General features: G+C 62.5%; 24 protein-coding genes and 2 pseudogenes. 17 read left to right on the plus strand and 9 right to left on the minus strand.

Going from position 1 to position 19,527, the window contains the following annotated elements; translation table 11 throughout:
• Positions 1–8 precede the first annotated feature (8 nt).
• The 3 genes from ACSR1C_RS14180 to ACSR1C_RS14190 are packed head-to-tail and all read right to left on the minus strand — an operon-like array spanning position 9 to position 1,607.
• Entirely contained in the window at positions 9–320 is a 312-nt protein-coding gene (locus tag ACSR1C_RS14180; RefSeq protein WP_460260031.1) for a hypothetical protein, read from the minus strand.
• Positions 308–592, minus strand: coding sequence for a hypothetical protein (locus tag ACSR1C_RS14185; RefSeq protein WP_460260032.1), 285 nt, complete (start codon positions 590–592; stop codon positions 308–310). The genes ACSR1C_RS14180 and ACSR1C_RS14185 overlap by 13 nt, the downstream gene beginning before the upstream one ends.
• Positions 531–1,607, minus strand: coding sequence for a phytoene desaturase family protein (locus tag ACSR1C_RS14190; RefSeq protein WP_460260033.1), 1,077 nt, complete (start codon positions 1,605–1,607; stop codon positions 531–533). Before ACSR1C_RS14190 ends, ACSR1C_RS14185 begins: the two co-directional genes overlap by 62 nt.
• Positions 1,608–1,884: 277 nt before the next feature.
• Between ACSR1C_RS14190 and ACSR1C_RS14195 the strand changes: the two genes are divergently transcribed.
• On the plus strand, positions 1,885–2,328 hold the full coding sequence (locus ACSR1C_RS14195) for an acyl-CoA dehydrogenase family protein (protein WP_460260034.1): 444 nt from the start codon (positions 1,885–1,887) through the stop codon (positions 2,326–2,328).
• A gap of 191 nt (positions 2,329–2,519) precedes the next feature.
• Positions 2,520–3,044, plus strand: coding sequence for an acyl-CoA dehydrogenase family protein (locus ACSR1C_RS14200; protein WP_460260035.1), 525 nt, complete (start codon positions 2,520–2,522; stop codon positions 3,042–3,044).
• Between the two features lie 86 nt (positions 3,045–3,130).
• Here ACSR1C_RS14200 and ACSR1C_RS14205 read toward each other — a convergent pair whose 3' ends face one another.
• The gene (locus tag ACSR1C_RS14205; RefSeq protein ID WP_460260128.1) at positions 3,131–3,622 is read right to left on the minus strand and encodes an SDR family oxidoreductase; all 492 of its coding nucleotides are present in this window, start codon (positions 3,620–3,622) and stop codon (positions 3,131–3,133) included.
• Positions 3,623–3,637: 15 nt separating this feature from the next.
• On the opposite strand from ACSR1C_RS14205, the gene ACSR1C_RS14210 reads away from it, so the two are divergent.
• From ACSR1C_RS14210 to ACSR1C_RS14235, 6 genes and pseudogenes are all read left to right on the plus strand, one after another.
• Positions 3,638–3,949 carry a zinc-binding dehydrogenase gene (locus ACSR1C_RS14210; RefSeq protein ID WP_460260126.1) on the plus strand — a complete coding sequence of 104 codons (312 nt, stop codon included), beginning with the start codon at positions 3,638–3,640 and terminating at the stop codon, positions 3,947–3,949.
• The gene (locus tag ACSR1C_RS14215; RefSeq protein ID WP_460260036.1) at positions 3,949–4,743 is read left to right on the plus strand and encodes an SDR family oxidoreductase; all 795 of its coding nucleotides are present in this window, start codon (positions 3,949–3,951) and stop codon (positions 4,741–4,743) included. The genes ACSR1C_RS14210 and ACSR1C_RS14215 overlap by 1 nt, the downstream gene beginning before the upstream one ends.
• Positions 4,718–5,311: pseudogene (locus ACSR1C_RS14220) on the plus strand (alpha/beta fold hydrolase); the annotation flags it as partial. The gene ACSR1C_RS14215 and the pseudogene ACSR1C_RS14220, both read left to right, overlap by 26 nt.
• 40 nt (positions 5,312–5,351) lie before the next feature.
• Positions 5,352–5,624 (plus strand): alpha/beta fold hydrolase, encoded by a 273-nt coding sequence (locus tag ACSR1C_RS14225; RefSeq protein ID WP_460260129.1) that lies wholly within the window; start codon positions 5,352–5,354, stop codon positions 5,622–5,624.
• A gap of 74 nt (positions 5,625–5,698) precedes the next feature.
• Complete coding sequence (locus ACSR1C_RS14230) at positions 5,699–6,145, plus strand: hypothetical protein (RefSeq protein WP_460260130.1); 447 nt, start codon at positions 5,699–5,701, stop codon at positions 6,143–6,145.
• Positions 6,135–6,545, plus strand: coding sequence for a MaoC family dehydratase (locus ACSR1C_RS14235; protein WP_460260037.1), 411 nt, complete (start codon positions 6,135–6,137; stop codon positions 6,543–6,545). The genes ACSR1C_RS14230 and ACSR1C_RS14235 overlap by 11 nt, the downstream gene beginning before the upstream one ends.
• A 9-nt stretch (positions 6,546–6,554) precedes the next feature.
• Here the strand turns inward: ACSR1C_RS14235 and ACSR1C_RS14240 are convergent, their stop codons facing one another.
• Positions 6,555–7,271 (minus strand): GntR family transcriptional regulator, encoded by a 717-nt coding sequence (locus tag ACSR1C_RS14240; protein WP_460260038.1) that lies wholly within the window; start codon positions 7,269–7,271, stop codon positions 6,555–6,557.
• Between the two features lie 385 nt (positions 7,272–7,656).
• Between ACSR1C_RS14240 and ACSR1C_RS14245 the strand changes: the two genes are divergently transcribed.
• Genes ACSR1C_RS14245 through ACSR1C_RS14255 form a run of 3 tightly spaced genes read left to right on the plus strand, consistent with a single transcriptional unit; the run spans position 7,657 to position 11,300 of the window.
• Positions 7,657–8,439 carry an enoyl-CoA hydratase-related protein gene (locus tag ACSR1C_RS14245; protein ID WP_460260039.1) on the plus strand — a complete coding sequence of 261 codons (783 nt, stop codon included), beginning with the start codon at positions 7,657–7,659 and terminating at the stop codon, positions 8,437–8,439.
• Positions 8,440–8,457: 18 nt separating this feature from the next.
• Positions 8,458–10,113 (plus strand): AMP-binding protein, encoded by a 1,656-nt coding sequence (locus ACSR1C_RS14250; protein ID WP_460260040.1) that lies wholly within the window; start codon positions 8,458–8,460, stop codon positions 10,111–10,113.
• A 56-nt stretch (positions 10,114–10,169) separates the two neighbouring features.
• Positions 10,170–11,300 carry an acyl-CoA dehydrogenase family protein gene (locus ACSR1C_RS14255; RefSeq protein WP_460260041.1) on the plus strand — a complete coding sequence of 377 codons (1,131 nt, stop codon included), beginning with the start codon at positions 10,170–10,172 and terminating at the stop codon, positions 11,298–11,300.
• A gap of 19 nt (positions 11,301–11,319) precedes the next feature.
• Here ACSR1C_RS14255 and ACSR1C_RS14260 read toward each other — a convergent pair whose 3' ends face one another.
• Positions 11,320–12,315 carry an amidohydrolase family protein gene (locus ACSR1C_RS14260; RefSeq protein WP_460260042.1) on the minus strand — a complete coding sequence of 332 codons (996 nt, stop codon included), beginning with the start codon at positions 12,313–12,315 and terminating at the stop codon, positions 11,320–11,322.
• 225 nt (positions 12,316–12,540) lie between these two features.
• On the opposite strand from ACSR1C_RS14260, the gene ACSR1C_RS14265 reads away from it, so the two are divergent.
• Positions 12,541–13,755 carry an MFS transporter gene (locus tag ACSR1C_RS14265; RefSeq protein ID WP_460260043.1) on the plus strand — a complete coding sequence of 405 codons (1,215 nt, stop codon included), beginning with the start codon at positions 12,541–12,543 and terminating at the stop codon, positions 13,753–13,755.
• 9 nt (positions 13,756–13,764) lie between these two features.
• Here the strand turns inward: ACSR1C_RS14265 and ACSR1C_RS14270 are convergent, their stop codons facing one another.
• Complete coding sequence (locus ACSR1C_RS14270) at positions 13,765–14,448, minus strand: GntR family transcriptional regulator (RefSeq protein WP_460260044.1); 684 nt, start codon at positions 14,446–14,448, stop codon at positions 13,765–13,767.
• A gap of 87 nt (positions 14,449–14,535) precedes the next feature.
• Positions 14,536–15,090, minus strand: coding sequence for an NADPH-dependent FMN reductase (locus ACSR1C_RS14275; protein WP_460260045.1), 555 nt, complete (start codon positions 15,088–15,090; stop codon positions 14,536–14,538).
• A gap of 139 nt (positions 15,091–15,229) precedes the next feature.
• Here ACSR1C_RS14275 and ACSR1C_RS14280 point away from each other — a divergent pair, with 139 nt between their 5' ends.
• The 3 genes from ACSR1C_RS14280 (at position 15,230) to kce (ending at position 17,756) form a co-directional block, all read left to right on the plus strand.
• Positions 15,230–16,087: a fumarylacetoacetate hydrolase family protein gene (locus ACSR1C_RS14280; protein ID WP_460260046.1), complete on the plus strand. Its 858-nt coding sequence runs from the start codon at positions 15,230–15,232 to the stop codon at positions 16,085–16,087.
• A gap of 53 nt (positions 16,088–16,140) precedes the next feature.
• Complete coding sequence (locus ACSR1C_RS14285) at positions 16,141–16,737, plus strand: VOC family protein (protein WP_460260047.1); 597 nt, start codon at positions 16,141–16,143, stop codon at positions 16,735–16,737.
• 86 nt (positions 16,738–16,823) lie between these two features.
• Positions 16,824–17,756, plus strand: a complete 933-nt coding sequence (gene kce, locus ACSR1C_RS14290; protein WP_460260048.1) for a 3,5-dioxohexanoate:acetyl-CoA acetone transferase — start codon at positions 16,824–16,826, stop codon at positions 17,754–17,756.
• 59 nt (positions 17,757–17,815) lie between these two features.
• Here kce and ACSR1C_RS14295 read toward each other — a convergent pair.
• Positions 17,816–17,960, minus strand: a pseudogene (locus ACSR1C_RS14295) (IS3 family transposase); the annotation flags it as partial.
• A gap of 339 nt (positions 17,961–18,299) precedes the next feature.
• On the opposite strand from ACSR1C_RS14295, the gene ACSR1C_RS14300 reads away from it, so the two are divergent.
• On the plus strand, positions 18,300–18,992 hold the full coding sequence (locus ACSR1C_RS14300; protein WP_460260049.1) for an alpha/beta fold hydrolase: 693 nt from the start codon (positions 18,300–18,302) through the stop codon (positions 18,990–18,992).
• The gene (locus ACSR1C_RS14305) at positions 18,985–19,491 is read left to right on the plus strand and encodes an SDR family NAD(P)-dependent oxidoreductase (RefSeq protein ID WP_460260050.1); all 507 of its coding nucleotides are present in this window, start codon (positions 18,985–18,987) and stop codon (positions 19,489–19,491) included. Before ACSR1C_RS14300 ends, ACSR1C_RS14305 begins: the two co-directional genes overlap by 8 nt.
• Positions 19,492–19,527: the final 36 nt, after the last annotated feature.

Here is a 19,527-nt window from a genome sequence, read left to right on the forward strand (position 1 = left end):
CGTTCCGTTCAGCCGATGATCTTGTCGAAATCGAGCCCCAGATCTTCCATCACGACCTGGGCCACATTGCGCCCCGAACCGCCGGTGACACCACCGCCCGGATGAGTACAGGACCCCGACATGTAAAGCTTGTCCACCGGCGATTTATACTGCGAATAACCCGGAACCGGGCGGTTGCCGCCCAACTGCCAGGAATAAAGCCCCAGATGGCCGATATCCGCATTGATCATCGACGGATTGCCGCGTTCCATGTCCAGCGGCGTATAGAAATGCGTCCCGATGATGTTGTCCTTGGTCATGTTGGTGGTCATCGCGGACATGTCGTCGATGAACCCCTGCGCGACCTCGCCACCGATTTCATCCCATTTGCCTTCGCGCCCTTCAGGTTGTAGGGCGCGAAGGCATAGATATGCATCATGCTTTTGCCCGCCGGAACGCGGTTCGGGTCGACCTTGTGCTGGCCGATATAGGCCGCGAAGTCGCGCCGCGGAATACCGTATTCCATATCGCGGAACGCCTGCTGGAACTCTTCAAGATCCGCATGCGCGAAGATCCGCATGCGCGCGCTCGACCCAGAAGAAGTCATCGACACTGTTGCCGACCTTGTATTTGGGCTCTTCCTCCAGCGCCAGGTGGATCACCATCGGCTGGATGCTGGCGTGTTTGCCGACGGCGACGCGATGGGTGAAAGATTCGGGAATGTTCTTGGCGCCCGGCACCATATACGGGAACACCTGCTTGACGTGCAGGTTGGCGATGACACCCTTGCTGCCGTCAATCTCTTCGCCGCTTTCAAGGATCACGCCGGTGGCCTTTTCACCCTCGACCTTGATTTCCTTGACGGTGCTGTTGACCTTGATGGTGCCGCCATTGTCGAGAAGACATTTTTCCAACGCGGCGGCCAGGGCGCCCGAGCCGCCCAGCGGAATACCAGAGCCATAGCGGTGCATGAAGGGCAGGATGATGTAAAAGCCAAAGCCGGTGCCGTTGTCGAACGGGTTCGACATCGCCTCGGACGCATAGCGCGCCAGCGCGATCTTGATCTTCGGATGCTCGAACCATTCGTCGATCAGATCCCACGAACTGATCTGCTGCAGCCGCATCATTTCCTGGCCTTCGGGGCTGCCGTCCATCATCATGGCCTGCATGCCGGGGGACGGCGGGATCGAGAACATGCCCATCACGATCATGTCCAGCGCCTGATGCACCATGTGGTTGAACTTGCGGTAAGCCTCGGCATCGCGCGGCGAGATTTTGGCGATCGAGGCGCAGGTGTCTTCCAGGCTGGTGTGGAATTCCAGAATTTCGCCATCATCGAAAATCGCGGCGGTGAACTTGTCGGGATTTACATATTTCAGGCCGTATTTCGACTTCAGCTCCAGCTCGTCGTTCTGCATCAGCGGGTTGGCCTGAATCATCGTATGCGCAACCGAATGCGTGTCGTTCAGGAATCCCGGCGCGATGTCTTCGCGGGTGATGACCCCACCGCCGACCTTGTCATTTTGCTCGACCACACAGACCGACAGCCCGGCCTTGGCCAGATAACACGCGGCGATCAGCCCGTTATGGCCACCGCCTGCAATCACGAAATCATAAGTATCAGCCATGTTTCCTCCCTAGGCCTCTCTCCCCGGCGCCCGAACGGGGGCGCTATTTCCTTTCGCACATACTGAACACGCCGGTCGGCGGCGCAAACCTTTCCAAAGGTAGGCAGGGATGGAATTTGGGCGCGTGACCCACCGCCACAGTTCCGCCCGCGCCACCCCACCTGCCGCTCGATAGGGACAGAGCCGCCGGAAAAGTGCGACAGATACTCAGCCGATTCTCTGAACCCAGGGCGCAGGCGGCCGAAAAGATAAAACTGCCAGATGTGAGGACAGTAATATGGCGACTCTCTTGAAAGCGGACTCGAAACCGACATCCTTTGCCGATCACAAGCTTCCGGGCTTTCTGGAACAGGCGAAGGCGTTGCAGCCGCTCTTGGCTAAAGAGGCCCCCGAGGCCGAAAAGCTGCGCACCCTCACACCGGCGGTCGATCAGGCGCTGTCGGACATGAACATTTTTTCGCTGCTGTTGCCCGAACGTCTTGGCGGTGCTGGCCTGTCGCTCAGCTCTTTCGCGCGTATCCAGATGGAGATCGGCAAGGGCGACCCATCCGCATCCTGGGTCGTGCAGATCATCAACGGCACCACCTGGATCGCCTCGCTGGCCGCCGACGCCATTCAGGACGAATTGTTCGCCGACGGCCCGACCCGGGTGTGCGGCGCCTATAATCCGCCGGGCAAGGCGCTGCGCGCCGAGGGCGGCTTCAGCGTCACCGGCACCTAGCCCTATACCTCGGGGTCGCGTCAGGCCAACTGGGCGCAATGCGGCATCCTGTTCGAGGGCGACGATACCCCCAGCGCGCCGGGGATCAGCATGGCCTATATCCCGATGGATCAGATCGAGATGAAGGACAGCTGGTACGTCACAGGCATGCAAGCCACCCGTCGGATACCAGTTGTGCCACCGATGTCTTCGTGCCCGAAAAACTGATCGTCACGATGGACAAGCCGTACGGTATGATCGTGCCGGGCAAACGGCATTTCGGCGCGGCGTCGGACTGGCTGTCCCCGGTGCCCAGCGTCCGCGCCACCGGTCTGGCCCAGCTTCTGGGCGCGGCCCGCAAGATGCAGGAGATCTGCGAGGAAGACTCCAAGAAAAAGGCGATCGTCACCACGGTCTTCAAGACCCGGACGGAATCGGCCGTTTTCGTGCAGGAACTGGGCCGGATCGCGGCCCAGCTGGACGCCGCCGAAACCCTGCTGTTCGATGCGCTTGGCACCCTGGACGCCATCGCGCTGGACGGGCGCAAGCCCGATGTCGCCACCTGCAGCAAGCAGCGCGCGCAATGCGCCCAGATCGTCGAGTTGATCCATTCCTCGATTGAAAAGATCATGTTCGTGTCGGCCTCGTCGGCCTTCATGCTCGGCAATCCGCTGCAACGCTATTGGCGCGACAATCTGGGCGCGCTGCCGAATATCACGCCGGTCGGCGCCTATTAAGCCTCCCTTTGTCCTGCAGCGCAGCTGTGGGGCAAAACCTGACCGGGGCCCTTCTCCAAGGCCCCGGTCTTTTTATGTCTGCCGCGTCAATTGGTGGGGATTTCGCGGTCGAACCGCTCCATGTCGTCGATGTGATGCTGATGCGGATCGACATCTGTGCGCACCTGAACCTCCCAGCTTTCGCCGGTCTGATACTGGGCCAGATATTTCGCCCCCAGCACGTCCGGGTCACCATGCGGATCGCCCTTTTCAACCAACAGGCCAAGCGTCATGCAATGCGCGCGCACGCCATGTTCCTTGATCCATTCGTTCAGGCTGAACATATAGTTGCGGGCTGCCGCGAACCCCATCGAGGTGGGGGTCAGCGTCGCGATCGGTTCAATCGCCGAGGTGGTCACGGTCATGAACAACGCGCCCGAACCGCGCGCGGTCATGTCATGCACGACCTGCTGCATACAGGCCACGCCCGAGAAACAGCAGATATCCATCTGCGCGCGCATCTCGTCATCGGGCATGTCCGTGGGCGACCACTTGATCAGATCGTCGATCAGCGGCGGCTGCGGATTATAGGACAGCACATCGGGGGTGCCCAGCTGATCCTTGATCTGGGCAAAGGCGCGTTCCCCGGCTATGCGCGGGCGCTGAACATGGGCGCACGGGTGGTGATCTACGGCTCGACCGGCGGCCCTAAATTCGAGGTCAACGCGCCCGAATTCTTTCTGCGCCACGCCACGATCCACGGCACCGCCATGGGCAATCTGGACGATTTCGCCGCGATGCTGGCCTTTGTCGGGGAAAAGCAGATCGCGCCGGTGATCGAACAGACCTACGCGATCGGTGATGTGGCTGCGGCCTTCGCCGATCTTCAGGGCGGCCATTTCGGCAAGATCGTGGTGACGATCTGATGGCGGCGGATTTCGACATATCGAACCTGTTCGGCATCTCCGGCAAGGTGGCGCTGGTCACCGGCGGCGCCAGCAGCCTGGGCCGGATGATCGCCGAAGGGCTGGTTGCCGCCGGAGCGCGGGTCTATTTCACCTCGCGCAAGGCGGATGATTGCGCCGCCGCCGAACAGGAAATGTCGGCGCTTGGCACCTGCTACGGGGTCGTCGCCGATATCTCCACCCCCGAAGGCACCACCGCGCTGGCCCGCGACATCGCCGCGCGCGAACCGGCGGTGCATATCCTGATCAACAATGCCGGCAAAAGCTGGGGCGCCCCGCTGGCCGAGTTTCCGGACAAGGCCTGGCCCTCGGTCATGGCGGTGAACGTGCAGTCGCCCTTTACCCTGGCGCGCGATCTGCTGCCCAACCTGAAAGCCGCCGGTGCGGATGGCGACCCCGCGCGCATCATCAATATCGGTTCGCTGGCCGGCGAAGGGGTCGAGCGGCTGTCGGCCTATTCCTATGCCGCCAGCAAGGCCGCGATCCATCATCTGTCGAAAGTTCTGGCCGCAGACCTGGCCGAGGAGAACATAACCGTCAACGCCGTTCTACCCGGGTATTTCCCGACCAGAATGACCTCGCATATCCGCGCCGAAGAGGACGCGCTGGCCGCGCTGGTTGGCCGGGTGCCGTTGGGGCGGCTCGGCGCGGCCTCGGACATTGTCGGCACCTGCATCTTTCTGACCTCCAGGGCCGGGGCCTATGTCACCGGCACCAACCTGTCGGTGGATGGAGGTATGCTTGGCTGCCGCTAGGCCACCCGATTTTCCCCGCACACCCATCGTGCCGGGGCATCTGACCGTTCCCGGTAAGATTCGGCTGGCGGTGGATATCGCCGGCTCGCCGTGGAATCACCGGCTGCTGTTCGTACATGGTGGCGGGCAAAGCCGCCGGTCCTGGCGCCGGGCGCTGGCCAATATGGCCGACGCGGGGTTTTCGGTCATGTCCTATGATCTGCGCGGCCATGGCGAAAGCGGCTGGGCCCGCGACGGCGACTATTCGCTCGACGCCCATGTACGCGACCTCAGCGCCATCGTGCGCTCAATGCCAAGCCCGCCCAGCCTGGTCGGCGCGTCGCTGGGCGGGCGCGTCGCGTTGCAGACCGCCGCCGATCTGGGCCCCGATTTTGTGCGCGATCTGGTGCTGGTCGATCTGACCCCACGGCTGAACCCGGATGGGCTGCACCAGGTCGAGGAATTCCTGAAAATCAGCCTCAACGGCTTCGACAGTATCGAACACGCCGCCGCGACGCTGGATAAATATGCCGAGCGCAAGATCGGCCGCAATTTCTTCAAGCTGCGCCATTCGGTCCGCATCGGCCCGGACGGGCGGATCTATTGGCGCTGGGATCCGAATGCCGCCAATGACGAACATCTGGCCCCCCCCCGGCGTCGAGGAGCGCCTGTCGCGTGCGGCGGCACAGCTTCGGGTGCCCTGTCTGCTGGTGCGCGGCACCGAAAGCGATCTGGTGACCCAGGACTGCGTCGATCATTTCCGCACCTGCCAGCCAGACGCCCGGGTGTTCGACATTCAAGGCGGCGGTCACCTGATGAAGACCCAGGACCTGACCGTGTTCTGTGCCGCAACGATGGAATTCCTGCAACGCGGCGCGACCGGTTCTTCCGGCGGCGCGTGACGCCCTATCGGCGGGCAGGTGCGGCCCCGACCCGTCCGCGCGACCATGGGCCAAGCTTTGCAAGAGGGAGCAAGATGACGATACCCGATCTTCCCGATGTCGTCGGCCATTCGCTGGACGGCACGACATTCACGATCGCCGCCGAAGAAAACCGCGCGCTGTGCGAATCACTTGGCGTCGCCCCCCACCCGGCCGGACAGGCCCACCCGATCTATTTCTACATCGCCAGTCAGGTCGGTATGGGCGAAACCGTGGCCGGGCTGTGCACGGTCTGCGATTTCGCCATTGATGACGGCCCGATGATGGGCGGCTGCAACCCGACCTTCCACAAGCCCCTGATAACCGGGCAGACCTATCAGGTCCGCGGCCAGATCGACGGCATCATCCGCAAGGAAAGCCGCAAGCTGGGGGTGATGGACATCATGACCTACACGCTGCATCTGGACCTGCCCGGCGGGGAGCGGGCCTGTTCGACCACCAATTCCTGGATTTTCCCGCGAGGCCACGCCGATGCAGATTGAAACCGGAACCATCCTGCCGCCCCGGCGGATCGATTGCGTCAGCCCCGAGGTGATGAAGACCTGGGCGCCGATCCTGCGCGACCCGAACCCGATCCACCTTGACCGCGACGCGGTAAAGGCAAAGGGGCTGGGCGACAAGGTGATCAATCAGGGCCCGATCAATCTGGCCTATGTCATCGACATGCTTCAGGCCGCTTTTCCGACCGGCACGATCCTGACCATGGCCAACCGCTTTGTCGATAATGTCTATGAGGGTGACGCGGTCGTGGCGTCGGGCAGCATCACCGGGGTCACGTCCGCGGGCGACATGCTGCATGTGGCCTGCGATTTCTTCCTGAAGGCCGATGCGCGCGACCTGGTGATCACCGGTCAGGCTGTCGTCGCCGTGCCCGCCGGCTGACCGGGCCGCTTACGCCCCCCCGCCGGTAGCCGCCGCGCCGCTGTTCACCTCCGCGTCGGACAGGGGATCGGCAGCGCCCATCGACACATATTCAGCCAGCGCATCGCCCTGCACGGTGGTGTGCTGCTTGAACACCTCGGACGCGGTATCGGCGTCGCAAGTCAGAATCGCGTCCAGAACCGCCTTGTGGCCCTGCAGGTTCGCCTCTGACCGGCCGGGATAGCGCAACTGGAACCGGCGATAGGGCACCAGCTGAATGCCGACCCGGTTCAGCGTGTTGATGATCTCTTCGTTATGGGTGCCCTGGATGATCTGCATGTGGAACCGGTGGCTGAAATCATAATAGGCGTCCTGGTCCCCGGCGCGGTAGGCTTCTTCGCTTTTGCGGTGGAGCTCGGCCAGCTTCTGGCGTTCCGCCGCCGTCATCCGCCGTGTCGCCAGGCGGGCGCAGATAGCTTCCAGTTCGGACATCAGCTCGAACAGCAGGATCAGCTTGTGAATATCGATCCGCGCCACGATGCTGCCCTTGCGGGGCAGTTTTTCCACGATGCCCGAATGCGCCAGTTGCAGGATCGCCTCGCGCACGGGGGTGCGTGAGACGCCGAATTTCTTGGCGATCTGATCTTCGTCCAGCGGTGATCCGGGGCGCAGCTTTCCATTGAAAATATCTCTCTCGATCGCACGCCGGATACTTTCAGATTGCGAACCTGCCCGATCACTTTTCATTTTGCGTTTCCTCGAAAATCAACTTCACAGACGCACTGTATACAAACGGAATAGCGACCTCAACGTGGTGCGCCCGCCATCGTGTATTTACGCCCCAATCAGTGGAAAATCACGCAAATCGCGGCACAAAAGCGCGGCACTCACGACAGCCCGATGCGGTCAGATCGAATTGACACTGTTGTATTCCCTCTTTACTTATATATTTATAAAAGTCAAAAATACAAATAACAAAGAAGGAGGCGTCCGTTGATCATCTCAGCGCATTCGCAAGGTCTGAAAACCGCAGATGCAGCGGCACGGTTCGCATCTGTTTGCCAAAGGCCGGTGACAGGTCATTCCTTCGGGACTGGCACCGAACATATCTGAAACGGAAGGACTGTTGGCCATGCGCGACGCACCATCATTCAGCGATCTGATATTTGAGCAAACCGGGCCCGTTGCCCGGATCACGATCAATCGCCCCGACCGCCTGAACGCCATGACCGGCCACACGATGGACGAACTGCGCCTGGCACTGGAACATACCGCCACCGATCGCACGGTCGGCGTGGTGGTGCTGACCGGCGCGGGTGACCGGGCGTTTTCGGCCGGCGGCGACATTCACTGGGAATCGGGCGGCGGGTTGGAAGGGTACGACTGGCATCTTGGCCGCATACTCGTCGATCATCCCAAACCGATCATCGCCCGGGTCAGCGGCTATGCGATCGGCGCGGGCAACCACCTGGCCTATTTCTGCGACTTCACCATCGCGGCCGATCATTCGATCTTCGGCCAGAACGGCCCGCGCGTGGGCTCCCCGGCGGGCGGCTATGTCGTGTCGCATCTGGCCAGCGTGCTGGGGCACAAGCGCGCGCGCGAAATGTGGATGCTGTGCCGCCGCTACAGCGCACAGCAGGCATTGGACTGGGGGCTGATCAACGCCGTCGTTCCCGCCGCCGATCTGGACGCTGAAGTGGCCAAGTGGTGCGACGAGTTGCTGTCGCTCAGCCCGACCGTGCTGCGGGTGGTGAAGGCCTCGTTCCGCAATCACATGGAAAGCTACATGGGCGCGAATGTCTCGGACATGGTCGATAAACACGCGCCGGGTTTCTTCGAAACCGGCGAGCAGCAGGAAGGCGCCTCTGCCTTTCTGGAAAAACGCGCGCCCGATTTCTCCAAATGGCGCTAACTTAGAAAGGTTGCCGAAGTGCGACAGACCCTTCCCCTGACATCGCCCGAAAAGATCCGCGAATATCGTGAAAACGGATACTGGCAGGATGTGAACCTTGTTGAAAAGTTCATGGCCGCCGCCGACCGCCTGCCTGAAAAAATCGCGATCATCGAGGGCGAGCGTCGTTTGACCTATGGCGCGATGCGCCAGACGGTGGACAATATCGCCGGCAACCTGATCGAACTGGGGATGGAACCGGGCCAGGTGGTTGCGCTGCAATCGCGCAACTGCGCCGAGTTCATGATCCTGCACATGGCGGCGCAGCGGATCGGCTGTCTTTACATGCCGCTGCACGATTCCTGGCGTCATACCGAGGTGCGGCATCTGCTAAATCAGGCGCAGGCGCGGGTTCTGATCACCCCCGGCATCTATCGCGATTTCGACTATGCCGCGATGATAGATGAATTGCGGCCCGACCTGCCGCATCTGGCTCATGTGTTCCGGCTGGACGGTGCCTCCGACGGATTTGCCGCTTTCGCCGATCTGTGCCGCCCCTCGCCCATCGATCCGCAGGCGTTGGACGCGCGGATGCCCGACCCGGACGCACCCGGCGCGATCATGCTGTCGGGTGGGACAACATCGCTGTCCAAAATCAGCCGCTACAGCAGCAACAACCTGCTGAACATGTTCAACGCCTTCAGCGATGCGGTCGAATTTCAGGAAAGCGATATCGCCGCCGCGCTGGCCCCCGGCGGCACCGGCGCCACCGGGTATATCTATCCGATGCTGATGCCGATCCTGCACGGGGCCACCGCCGTCATCTTGCAAAAATGGGGCGACCCGGAAGAGGCCATCGACCTGATCTTGCGGGAAAACTGCACCTATGCCGTCGGCATCCCGACCCAGTTGACCCGGATGCTTCCGGGCCTGGAAAAGCGCAGCTCGGACGACTTTTCCAGCTTCCGCGCCTTCACCAATGCCGGCGCGCCGCTGGCCTATGACACCGCCGCAAAGATCGAGGCGTTGATGGGCTGCCGTGTGCAGACGATCTATGGTGCGACCGATGGCGGCACGCCCACGATGACCAGGCTGACCGATCCCGACGACAAGCGTCTTGGCACCGTCGGCAAGGTCATGCCGGGCCAGGAATGCGATCTGCGCGATTCCGCCGGCGTCCCGGTGCCTCTGGGCGAGGTGGGCGAGGTTTACTGGCGCGGGCCCGACAAATCCTGGGGCTATCTTGGCGACGAAGCCGCGACCGAGGCCGCCTTTACCCAGGACAATTTCTATAAAAGCGGCGATCTGGGCCAGTTCGACCCCGATGGGTATCTGCGCATCGTCGGCCGCGTGCGCGACATGATCCTGCGCGGCGGGCGCAACATCTCGCCCCGCACGGTCGAAGAGCTGATGGTCAAACATCCCGCGATCCTGGAGGTCGCCGTGGCCGCCATGCCCGATCCCGAACTGGGCGAACGCGCCTGCGCCTTCGCGGTTCTTCGGTCCGGCGGCGCACTGTCCTTTGACGACATGATCGGCTTTCTCAAGCAGCACAATCTGGCGGTCTGGCAATTGCCCGAACGGCTGGAACTGATGGCCGAACTGCCGAAATCGACCGGCGGCAAGATCAAGAAGGACGAGCTGACCCGGCATGTCACGGAAAAGCTGCGGGCCGAGGCGGGCACCTCGGCCTGATGGCCACCGCCCGGCCAACCCGCAGCACACGCATATACAGATGATGGAGAGAGTGAGTGAGAACAGTCTTCACGCCGGACCATGAGCTATTTCGCGACTCGGTCAGAAAATTCATCGCGGCAGAGATTGTCCCCTTTCACGAGGAATGGGAAAAGGATGGCTTCGTCCCGCGCGACCTGTGGCGCAAGGCGGGCGAGATGGGCCTGCTGCTGACCAGCATCCCCGACGAATACGGCGGCGCGGGCGGCGATTTCAGCTTCAGCGCCGTCGTGATCGAGGAACTGGCCCGCGTGAACGCAAGTGGCCCCGGCTTTTCGATGCATTCCGACATTGTCGCGCATTACTTCCTGCAATACGGCACCGAAGAGCAAAAGCAGCGCTGGCTGCCGCCGATGGCGCGCGGTGAAATGATTGGCGCCCTGGGCATGACCGAACCCAATACCGGCAGCGACGTAAAGGCGATCCGCACCACCGCCGTGCGCGACGGCGACCACTATGTCATCAACGGTCAAAAGACCTTCATCACCAACGGTCACCACACCGATCTCATCATCCTGGCGGTCAAGACCGCCCCCGATCTGGGCCGCAAGGGCATCAGCCTGATCGTCGTCGAGGGCGGGATGGAAGGGTTCAACAAGGGCCGGAACCTGAAAAAGATCGGCCTTCTGGCCCAGGACACGGCCGAACTGTTCTTCGACAATGTGCGCGTGCCCGCCACCAACCTGCTGGGTGAAGAGAACGAAGGCTTCGGCTATCTGATGCACAACCTGCCGCAGGAACGGCTTGTCATTGCCCTGCGCGCCGCCGCGTCGATCGAGGCGATGCTGGAAAACACGGCTGAATATGCCAAGGAAAGAAAGGTCTTCGGCAAACCGCTGTTCGAGCTTCAGAACACCCGTTTCTCGCTGGCCAGCATCAAGGCCCAGTCGGAAATGCTGCGCGTCTTCGTCGATCATTGTCTGGGCCTGTTGCTCAGGGGCGAACTGACCCCCGAACGCGCCGCGATGGCCAAGTTGCTGGCCTCGGAGATTCAGAACCGCGCGCTGGACGATATGCTGCAGCTCTACGGCGGCTATGGTTATATGGAGGAATACGTGATCGGCCGCGCCTGGCGCGATGCGCGGATCATGCGGATCTATGGCGGCAGCTCCGAAATCATGAAGGAAATCATCGCGCGCGGCATTTGACCTGCGGCGCGCCGACCCCTCACACCCCGAACAGCCGCGCCGCGTTATCGTGACGGATCTTGGCGATCATGTCCTGCGGCAGATGGGCGATGGTGTTGAACGGCGCACCGTCATGCTGCGGCGCCGGCAGATCGGTGCCCAGGCACAGCCGGTCGGGCCCGAACCGCGCGATCAGGAAATCGACAATGCCGGTGTCGTAAACCACATTGTCCCAATACAGCCCCGCGACCTGTTCCGCCGGCGGCCGGCCCGCCAGATCCGACAGGCCCGGTATCGTGCGCCAGCCATATTCCAGCCGGGGCAGCACATAGGGAAACGCCCCGCCGCCATGCGCCACCGCGATCTTCAGCCCCGGATGCCGGTCCAGCACCCCCGCAGTGATCAACGAGGCCAGCGCGAAGGACGTATCGCACGGGTGCGCAACCAGATTGGCCAGAATCCCCGGTCCCACCAGACGCTCGCGCCCGACGGGGCGTTCGGGGTGAATGAACAGCACCGCCCCCAGTGCCTCGGCCGCGGCGAAGACCGGCGCGAATTGCGGCGCGCCCAGCGGCGCGCCATCCACATTGGTCCCCAGCTCGACACCCCGGAACAGGCCGGTGGCCATCAGCCGCTCCAACTCGCGCACCGCAAGGTCGGGCGCCTGCATCGGCAGTCCGCCCAACCCGATCAACCGGTCCGGCGCATTGGCGATCATCGTCCCGATCGCATCGTTGACATGGCGGCACAGCACATCCCCGTCCTGCGCCGTCAGCCAATAGGAAAAAAGTTCCGGCAGCGGCGAAATCACCTGCTGCTGCAAGCCGATTTCATCCATGATTTCCAGCCTGTCGGCCACGTCCCACGCCTGCGACCCCATCGCGCGAAACACCCGTCCGTCAATCAGCATGGTCCGCTTGCGGCAGCCGCAGGGCTCTTGCCAGGCGGGCCAGTGCGGTGTCGCCGCATGGCCCAGATAGCGCGGGAATTTCGCCGGAACCACATGGCTGTGAATATCGATCGCCCCGATTGTCATTGAACGCCCCCCGTTTTGCGCCTGGCGCTTTTGCCGCCATATACCCCACCTTCCCTTCTGCGGTGTCGGGCATAGCGGGCGCAACATTAAATTGCATATTTTTGGCGCTCTTTAAAATAACCGATGTTTTAGATTGACCCTGTCATAAAATCGATGATGCTGAGGGCAGAGGCGACAAGACCGGCCAGCAAGGCCGGCATGCGCGCGGCAAATGGGGGGACTGAAATGCACCGTAAGGCGAATATGAATCCGTGGCTGGTGGTCCTCGGATCTGCCCTCGCGCTGACCACAAGCATCGGCGTGACCCAGTCCTTTACCTTCAGCTTGTTCATCGAGCCGATCTCGGACGAATTCGGCTGGTCGCGCGCGCTGATCTCTCTTGGCTACAGCGCCGTGGTGCTGGTCACCGCGATCGGGTCGCCCGTGGTCGGCAGGCTGCTGGACCGTTTCGGCGTGCGCCGTGTGCTGACCGTGGCTATTCCGCTCTATGCGTTGTCGCTTGGAATGATCGGCTTCGTGCCTGCCCTTCCGGTGGCGTTCATCGCGCTTTACGCCGTGGCGGGAATTTTCGGCGCTGCCCATTCGCCCCTGCCCTATGTCAAGGCCGTCGCCGGCTGGTTCGATGCCCGGCGCGGGCTGGCGCTGGGAATTTCCATGGCCGGAATCGGCCTGGGCGGAATGTTCGTTCCCGCAATAACCGCGCTGGTCCTGGAGCACTGGGGCTGGCGCGCCGGATATTTCGCACTTGGCACCGCTGTCGTGGTCATCGCGCTGCCTGCCGTCCTGCTGCTGGTCCGGGAAAACGCACCGGCTCATGCCCCGTCGACGAAACGGCCGGACCTGCCCGGCCTGACGATGCATCAGGCGGCCAGGGATTCCCGCTTCTGGCTGATTCTGGGCTGCGTGTTCCTGACCGCCATGGCCATCAACGGCAGTGCGGCCCATGCGGTTCCGGTGCTTGCCAGCCACGGTCTGACGCGCGGCGCGGCCGCTGCGATGCTGCCCGCGCTTGGCTTGGCCAGCCTGCTTGGCCGACTCGGGGCCGGGTTCCTGCTCGACCGGGTCTTCGCGCCCCGTGTCGCCGCCGGGGCCTTTGTGATCGCGCTGGCCGGGATCGGGCTGCTTTGGGGGGCCGATGGAAAGGCCGCGCTGCTGCTCGGTATGTTGCTGCTGGGGTCCGCCCTGGGGGCAGAGATTGATCTGATCGGCTTTCTTATCTCGCGCTATTTCGGGCTGCGCAAATTCGGAGAGCTGTTCGGCTATGTCATCGGCACCTTCTCCCTGGCCAGCGCCCTGGGCGCCGCCCTCATGGGCGTCAGCTTTGACACGACCCAGTCCTATGGCGCCGCACTGGGGGGCTTCGCCGCCGCCACCCTGATCGCGGCGGCCCTGATCCTGCGGCTCGGGCCCTATACCTATCCGGCCGTCGCAGAGAAATAGACGCCCAGGCTAGGCGATTTCGCGGTTCAGCGTTTCGGTCAGCGCCAGAACATCCGCCGTTGTCCGGTTGGTGTGATCGGCAATCGCCTGACGGGCCGCATCCACATCCCGCGCCAGCGTGGCCTCCATGATCCGCTTATGCTCGCTGGCCACGTCGCGGTCGCGCGGTCCCTTGTGCAGCGACACCGACCAGTGGCGATAGCGTTCGCTTTGCGCATAAAGCTGTTCGCGCAGATGCAGCAGCAACAGGTTCGGACAGGCCGCCACAAGCGCGTCGTGAAAGTCGCGATGCGCCTCCGACCATGTCTCGTTCAGCCGGATCGTGTCCCCCACCACGTTTTCGGGAATCCGGCTCAGCTTGTGAAACGCGGCGACGATCCGGCTTTCCCATTCCACGTCGCCATGTTCGATCGCCTGTGCCAGGCACATATTCTCGATCTCGATCCGGGCCTCGGTCAGATCGGTCAGTTCCTTGCGCGAAATCGGCGCGACGGAAAAGCCCTTTTGCGGCTCGGTTCGCACGATTCCATCGGCCACCAGCCGCGACAGCGCTTCGCGCGCGGCGCCCAGACTGACCTCGTATTTGGTGCAGATATCGTTGATCTTGATCTTGCCCGAAGGCGGCAGCCGGCAGGCAAGGATATCGCTGCGCAGATTCTGGTAAACGTGACCCGCCTGGGTGTTTCGCGGCATATGCACCTTGCTCCGAATGATTTAGGCGCGGACCCTAGCGAAAGATTCTGAGGCCAACAATATATTATTTAGATATCAGATTGCGGCTCAGCCCTGCAACCGCGCGACATAGCCGGCGAACCGGTCGATATAGGCTTTCAGAAACGCCTTGGTCGAATCGTCGCCGATATCGCCATCCTCGCTGATCAGGTCCGGGCTTTTGAAGCTGATATAGGACTCGCCCGGCATCACATGGGCGCCCAGCACCGCCAACACCTGGCGCAGATGCTGCTGCCCCACCGCTGTGCCGATCGCCCCGGGCGAAGTGCCGGTCGATGTCACCGGCATGTCGCGCCAGACATTCGCCTCCATCGGCTTGGAGGCCCAGTCGATCGCGTTTTTCAGCACCGCAGGGATCGAGCGGTTATATTCCGGGGTCACGATCAACACCGCATCCGCCGCTGCGATGGCGCTGGTGAACCGGGTAATCGCGTCGGTGCGACCGGGTTCCAGATCACCATTATAGAACGGTAAATCCGCCATCGGCACCTGCTGAAAGCGCAGCGTTTCAGGCGCCAGCCTGACCAGCGCATCGGCCAGCCTTTGGTTCAGTGATCCGGTGCGAAAGCTGCCGACAAGCAAGGCAACATCATACTGCGACATGGTTTTCCCTTGTGAAAATTTCACTGCTTCGATCTTCGCAAAAATTCTTCTTGCTGTCAAAAATATATTTTATTGTTGACTTCATCCGCGCCATCCCCGACAGAGAAACCAAGCATGGAAAGACCGAGGGAGGGACACAGTGCGGTTTGCCTCTATCCGTAAGGGCGGAAAATCGGGCATTGCGCTATGCGATGCGGATGGGGGCTGCCGCGCGGCTTTTGCGGGCGACGCCACCTATCCCGGCAGCCTGGACGCGCTTGTGGCCCAGGGCCCCGACGCGCTGAAAGCGGCCGGTACGGCGCTGGCTTCGGCCCCCGATATCGGCCTGGATGGCGTCGAATTCCTGTCGCCGCTGGTGCAGGCCCCCAAGATCATCTGCATCGGCCTGAACTATAAGGCGCACGCCATGGAAAGCGGGCTGGACCTGCCCGAATACCCGGTGATCTTCGCGCGCTACAATTCCAGCCTGATCGGCCATAACGCCCCGATCATCCGGCCCCGCGTGTCGGAACAGCTTGATTACGAAGGCGAGCTTGTCGTCGTCATCGGCAAAGGCGGCCGCGACATCCCCGAGGCCGACGCGCTGGACCACGTCATCGCCTATTCGGCGTTCAACGACGCCTCGATCCGCGACTATCAGCTGAAGACCCATCAGTGGACCATCGGCAAGACCTTTGACGATACCGGCGCCTTCGGCCCCTGGCTGGTCACCCCCGACGAACTGCCCGCGGGCTGCAAGGGACTCAAGCTGGAAACCCGCCTGAATGGCGAAGTCGTGCAAAGCACCCTGATCGACGATCTTATCTTCGACGTGCCCCGGCTGATCGCCATCCTCAGCGAGGCGATGACGCTGGAACCCGGCGACGTGATCGTGACCGGCACGCCCTCGGGCGTCGGCATCGCGCGCGACCCGAAGCTGTGGATGAAGCCCGGCGATATCTGCGAGGTCGAGATCGACGGCATCGGCATCCTCAGCAACCCGATTGCCGACCAATAGACTGACACCATCCCGCCGGGCCAACCCGCGCAGGACCAAGCGGAGGAGAGAAAATGACCACCCCCATCATCAAGCCGAAGATGCATCATGTGAACCTGAAAACCACCCGTCTTCAGGCCATGATAGACTGGTATGGCAACGTAATCGGCACCCGGCCGCTCTATCAGTTCGAAGGCGGCGCCTGGCTGTCCAATGACGATGCGAACCACCGCGTCGCGCTGATCGCCCCGCCGGGCCTGTCGGACGATCCCGAAAAGACGACCCATACCGGCATGCACCATTCGGCCTTCGAATATGACAGCCTCGACGATCTGCTGCACAGCTTCGAGCGGCTGGTCGCCCTTGGCATCAAGCCGCACATGACCCTCGATCATGGCATGACCACCTCGTTCTATTACCTCGATCCCGATGGCAACAGCGTCGAACTGCAGTCCGACAATTTCGGGGATTGGAGCGAATCCGCCGCCTTCATGATCGAGTCCAAGGAATTCGCCGCCAACCCGATCGGCGTTGCCGTCGATCCCGCCGCGATGCTGGCCGCGCGCCGCGCCGGCCGGTCCGTCGAAGAGGTCCAGAAGGCCGCCTATGCCGGTGAATTCCCGCCCTCGGAACCGCAGGATCCGCAGATGCCGATTGAAATTCCCGCCTGACAAGGGTTCTGTGCCCGGGGTCCGTCCTTTTCGGCGGGCCCCGGCACCCGATACGACCGGACATCAGGCTTGGAGGAGGCCCAAAAATGAAACGTAACAGCAAAGTCATCATCAGTTGCGCCATAACTGGCTCGATCCACACGCCCAGCATGTCCCCCTATCTGCCGATCACGCCTGAACAGATCGCCGATCAGGCGGTGGGCGCGGCCGAGGCCGGTGCCGCGATCCTGCATCTGCACGCACGCGTCCCCGAAACCGGCGAACCGCTGGCCACGCCCGAAGGTTATGCACGCTTCCTGCCCTCGATCGCCGAACGCAGCGACGCGATCGTCAACATCACCACCGGCGGCGGGCTTGGCATGTCGCTGGACGAACGATTCGCCGCCGCGAAATGGGCCGAACCGGAACTGGCCTCGATGAATATGGGGTCGATCAACTTCAACATTTCGGCCGCCGCCGGCAAGGTGAAACAGTTCAAGTACGACTGGGAACGGCCCTATCTGGAACGCACCAAGGATTTCATCCTGACCAACACCTTCGACCAGATCGAGCACGGCATGCGCGAGCTGGGCGATCTGGGCACCCGGTTCGAATATGAATGCTACGATGTGGGCCATCTTTATAATCTGGCGCATTTCGCCGATCGCGGCATCGTCAAGCCGCCTTTCTTCGTGCAAAGCATCTTCGGCATTCTGGGCGGGATGCAGCCCGAGCCGGAAAACCTGATGCATATGAAAGCGACCGCCGACCGGCTGTTCGGCGAAGATTACTATCTGTCCGTCCTGGCCGCCGGCCGCCATCAGACACCGATGGTGACGATGGGCGCCATTCTGGGCGGCAATGTACGCGTCGGGCTGGAAGACAGCCTTTACCTGTCCAAGGGCAAGCTGGCCGAATCCAATGGCCAGCAGGTCGCCAAGATCCGTCACATCCTGGAAGAGCTATCGCTAGAGATCGCCACCCCGGACGAGGCGCGCCGGATGCTGGGCACCAAGGGGCGTGAAAACGTCGCCTTCTGATCCGCCACGCGGAGCAGTGAACACAGTTCAAAACCTGCGGAACCGCGGCGTATCCCGCCGCGCCGAAGCCGGTCATTCTCTTGGGCCAGCCTCAAATCGTCTTTCGACACCCAAGTCATCAGCAACCTGCTTGCGCGTCAGTCCGCTGGTCAGCGCGATACGCACTGCATCCTGACGGAATTCGTCCGTCCGTTTCAGTCCCATAGTCAGTCTCCTTTGTTGCAGTAAATGCTATCAAAGGAGCGGCATCAAACCGTGACAGGTCCAATCTGGCGCCGATACGGCTGACCCAAACCGGAGAGACCCCAATGCCAAGCGGACCTTTCGCACATGTCTGCCTTCTTGTGCACGATCTCGACCGTGCAATCGCGGACTGGACCAAGATTCTGGGTCAGCTCGATCCGGGGCAGACCGAGCACCCCATCGTGCGCTACGAAGATTTCGAGGGCGGCGAAGACAAGATGCGGTGGGCCACGTTCGTGTCCGATCACGGGTCAGAAATCCAGTTGATCGAGCCAGGCCCCGATACCCCGCTGTGGCGGCATGGGCGGCTGGACCTGGAAATATGTCCGCGAATTGCTGCGCGCCGCCGGGCACGAGGTCTTTACCCCCAGCTATACCGGCTTTGCCGAACATGAACACCTGATGTCCCGCGACACCACCAATGCGGTGCATGTGCACGACATCGCCAACCTGCTGGAATACGAAGATCTGCACGATGTGGTCCTCGTCGCCCACAGCTATTCGGGCACCGTCGCCCCCGGCGTGGTCAAGGCCCAGCCGAACCGCGTGGCCCGCGCGATCTATCTTGACGCACTGGTGCTCAACAGCGGCGAGCGGATCAACGCGCTGATGGGGATGCCGCCCGCCGAGGTCGAACAGCTCGACGCGCTGCTGGCCTCGGGCGAGGGGCCGGTCGGTTCGGGCGTGCATGAAATGCAGCGCGGCATGGCCAAGGAGCATCCGTTCCTGATGCCGGCCGAGCGTCAGGACTGGCTGCTCAAGCACCTGTCGGACATGCCGCTGCGCTGCACCACATGCCCGGTCGAGGTGGGCGCCGAAACCCTGACCGTCCCGGTCGATTACGTTGCCGCCGCGCATTCGATGATGGGCCCGATGCACGACCGCGCCCGCGCGCTTGGCTGGACGATGCATACCCATCCCGGCGACCACGCGCTGCTGGTCGGCGATCCCGAAGGCACCGTAAAGCTGATCACGGACATCACCGATGCCTGATCCAGGCGCGCGGGTCTATGCCTGCGCCCGCACCGCCGACCGGCTGGACACGGCGGTGGCGGCGATCAGGGCCGAAACCGGCGGCGACATCGTCGCCCTGCCCGGCGACGTGGCCTCGCTGGACGGCATCACCGCGCTGATCGCCGATCTGGCCGCGCATGAGGCGCATCTGGATATCCTGGTCAACAACGCGGGCACGATCTGCGACGCGCCGCTGGACGACTACCCCGAGGATAGCTGGGACAGCACCGTCGATCTGAACCTCAAATGTTGCTTCTTCCTGACCCAAAAGGCGCTGCCGCTGCTGCGCGCGCAGGCCCGCCCCGAACGGCCCGCCACCGTGATCAATATCGGCTCTGTCGGCGGCATCCGCATCGGGCCGCGTGAAACCTATGCCTATGCGGCGGCCAAGGCCGGGCTGGCCGTCTTTCTGGCCTCCTCCGCCGCCGCCTATATGACCGGCACGGTCATCCCGCTTGAGGGTGGCATGTCGCTCTAGCACACCCGCGCCGGTCGTTCGCCGGATCAGTCGTGG

Source organism: Actibacterium sp. D185-2, from assembly GCF_054954595.1.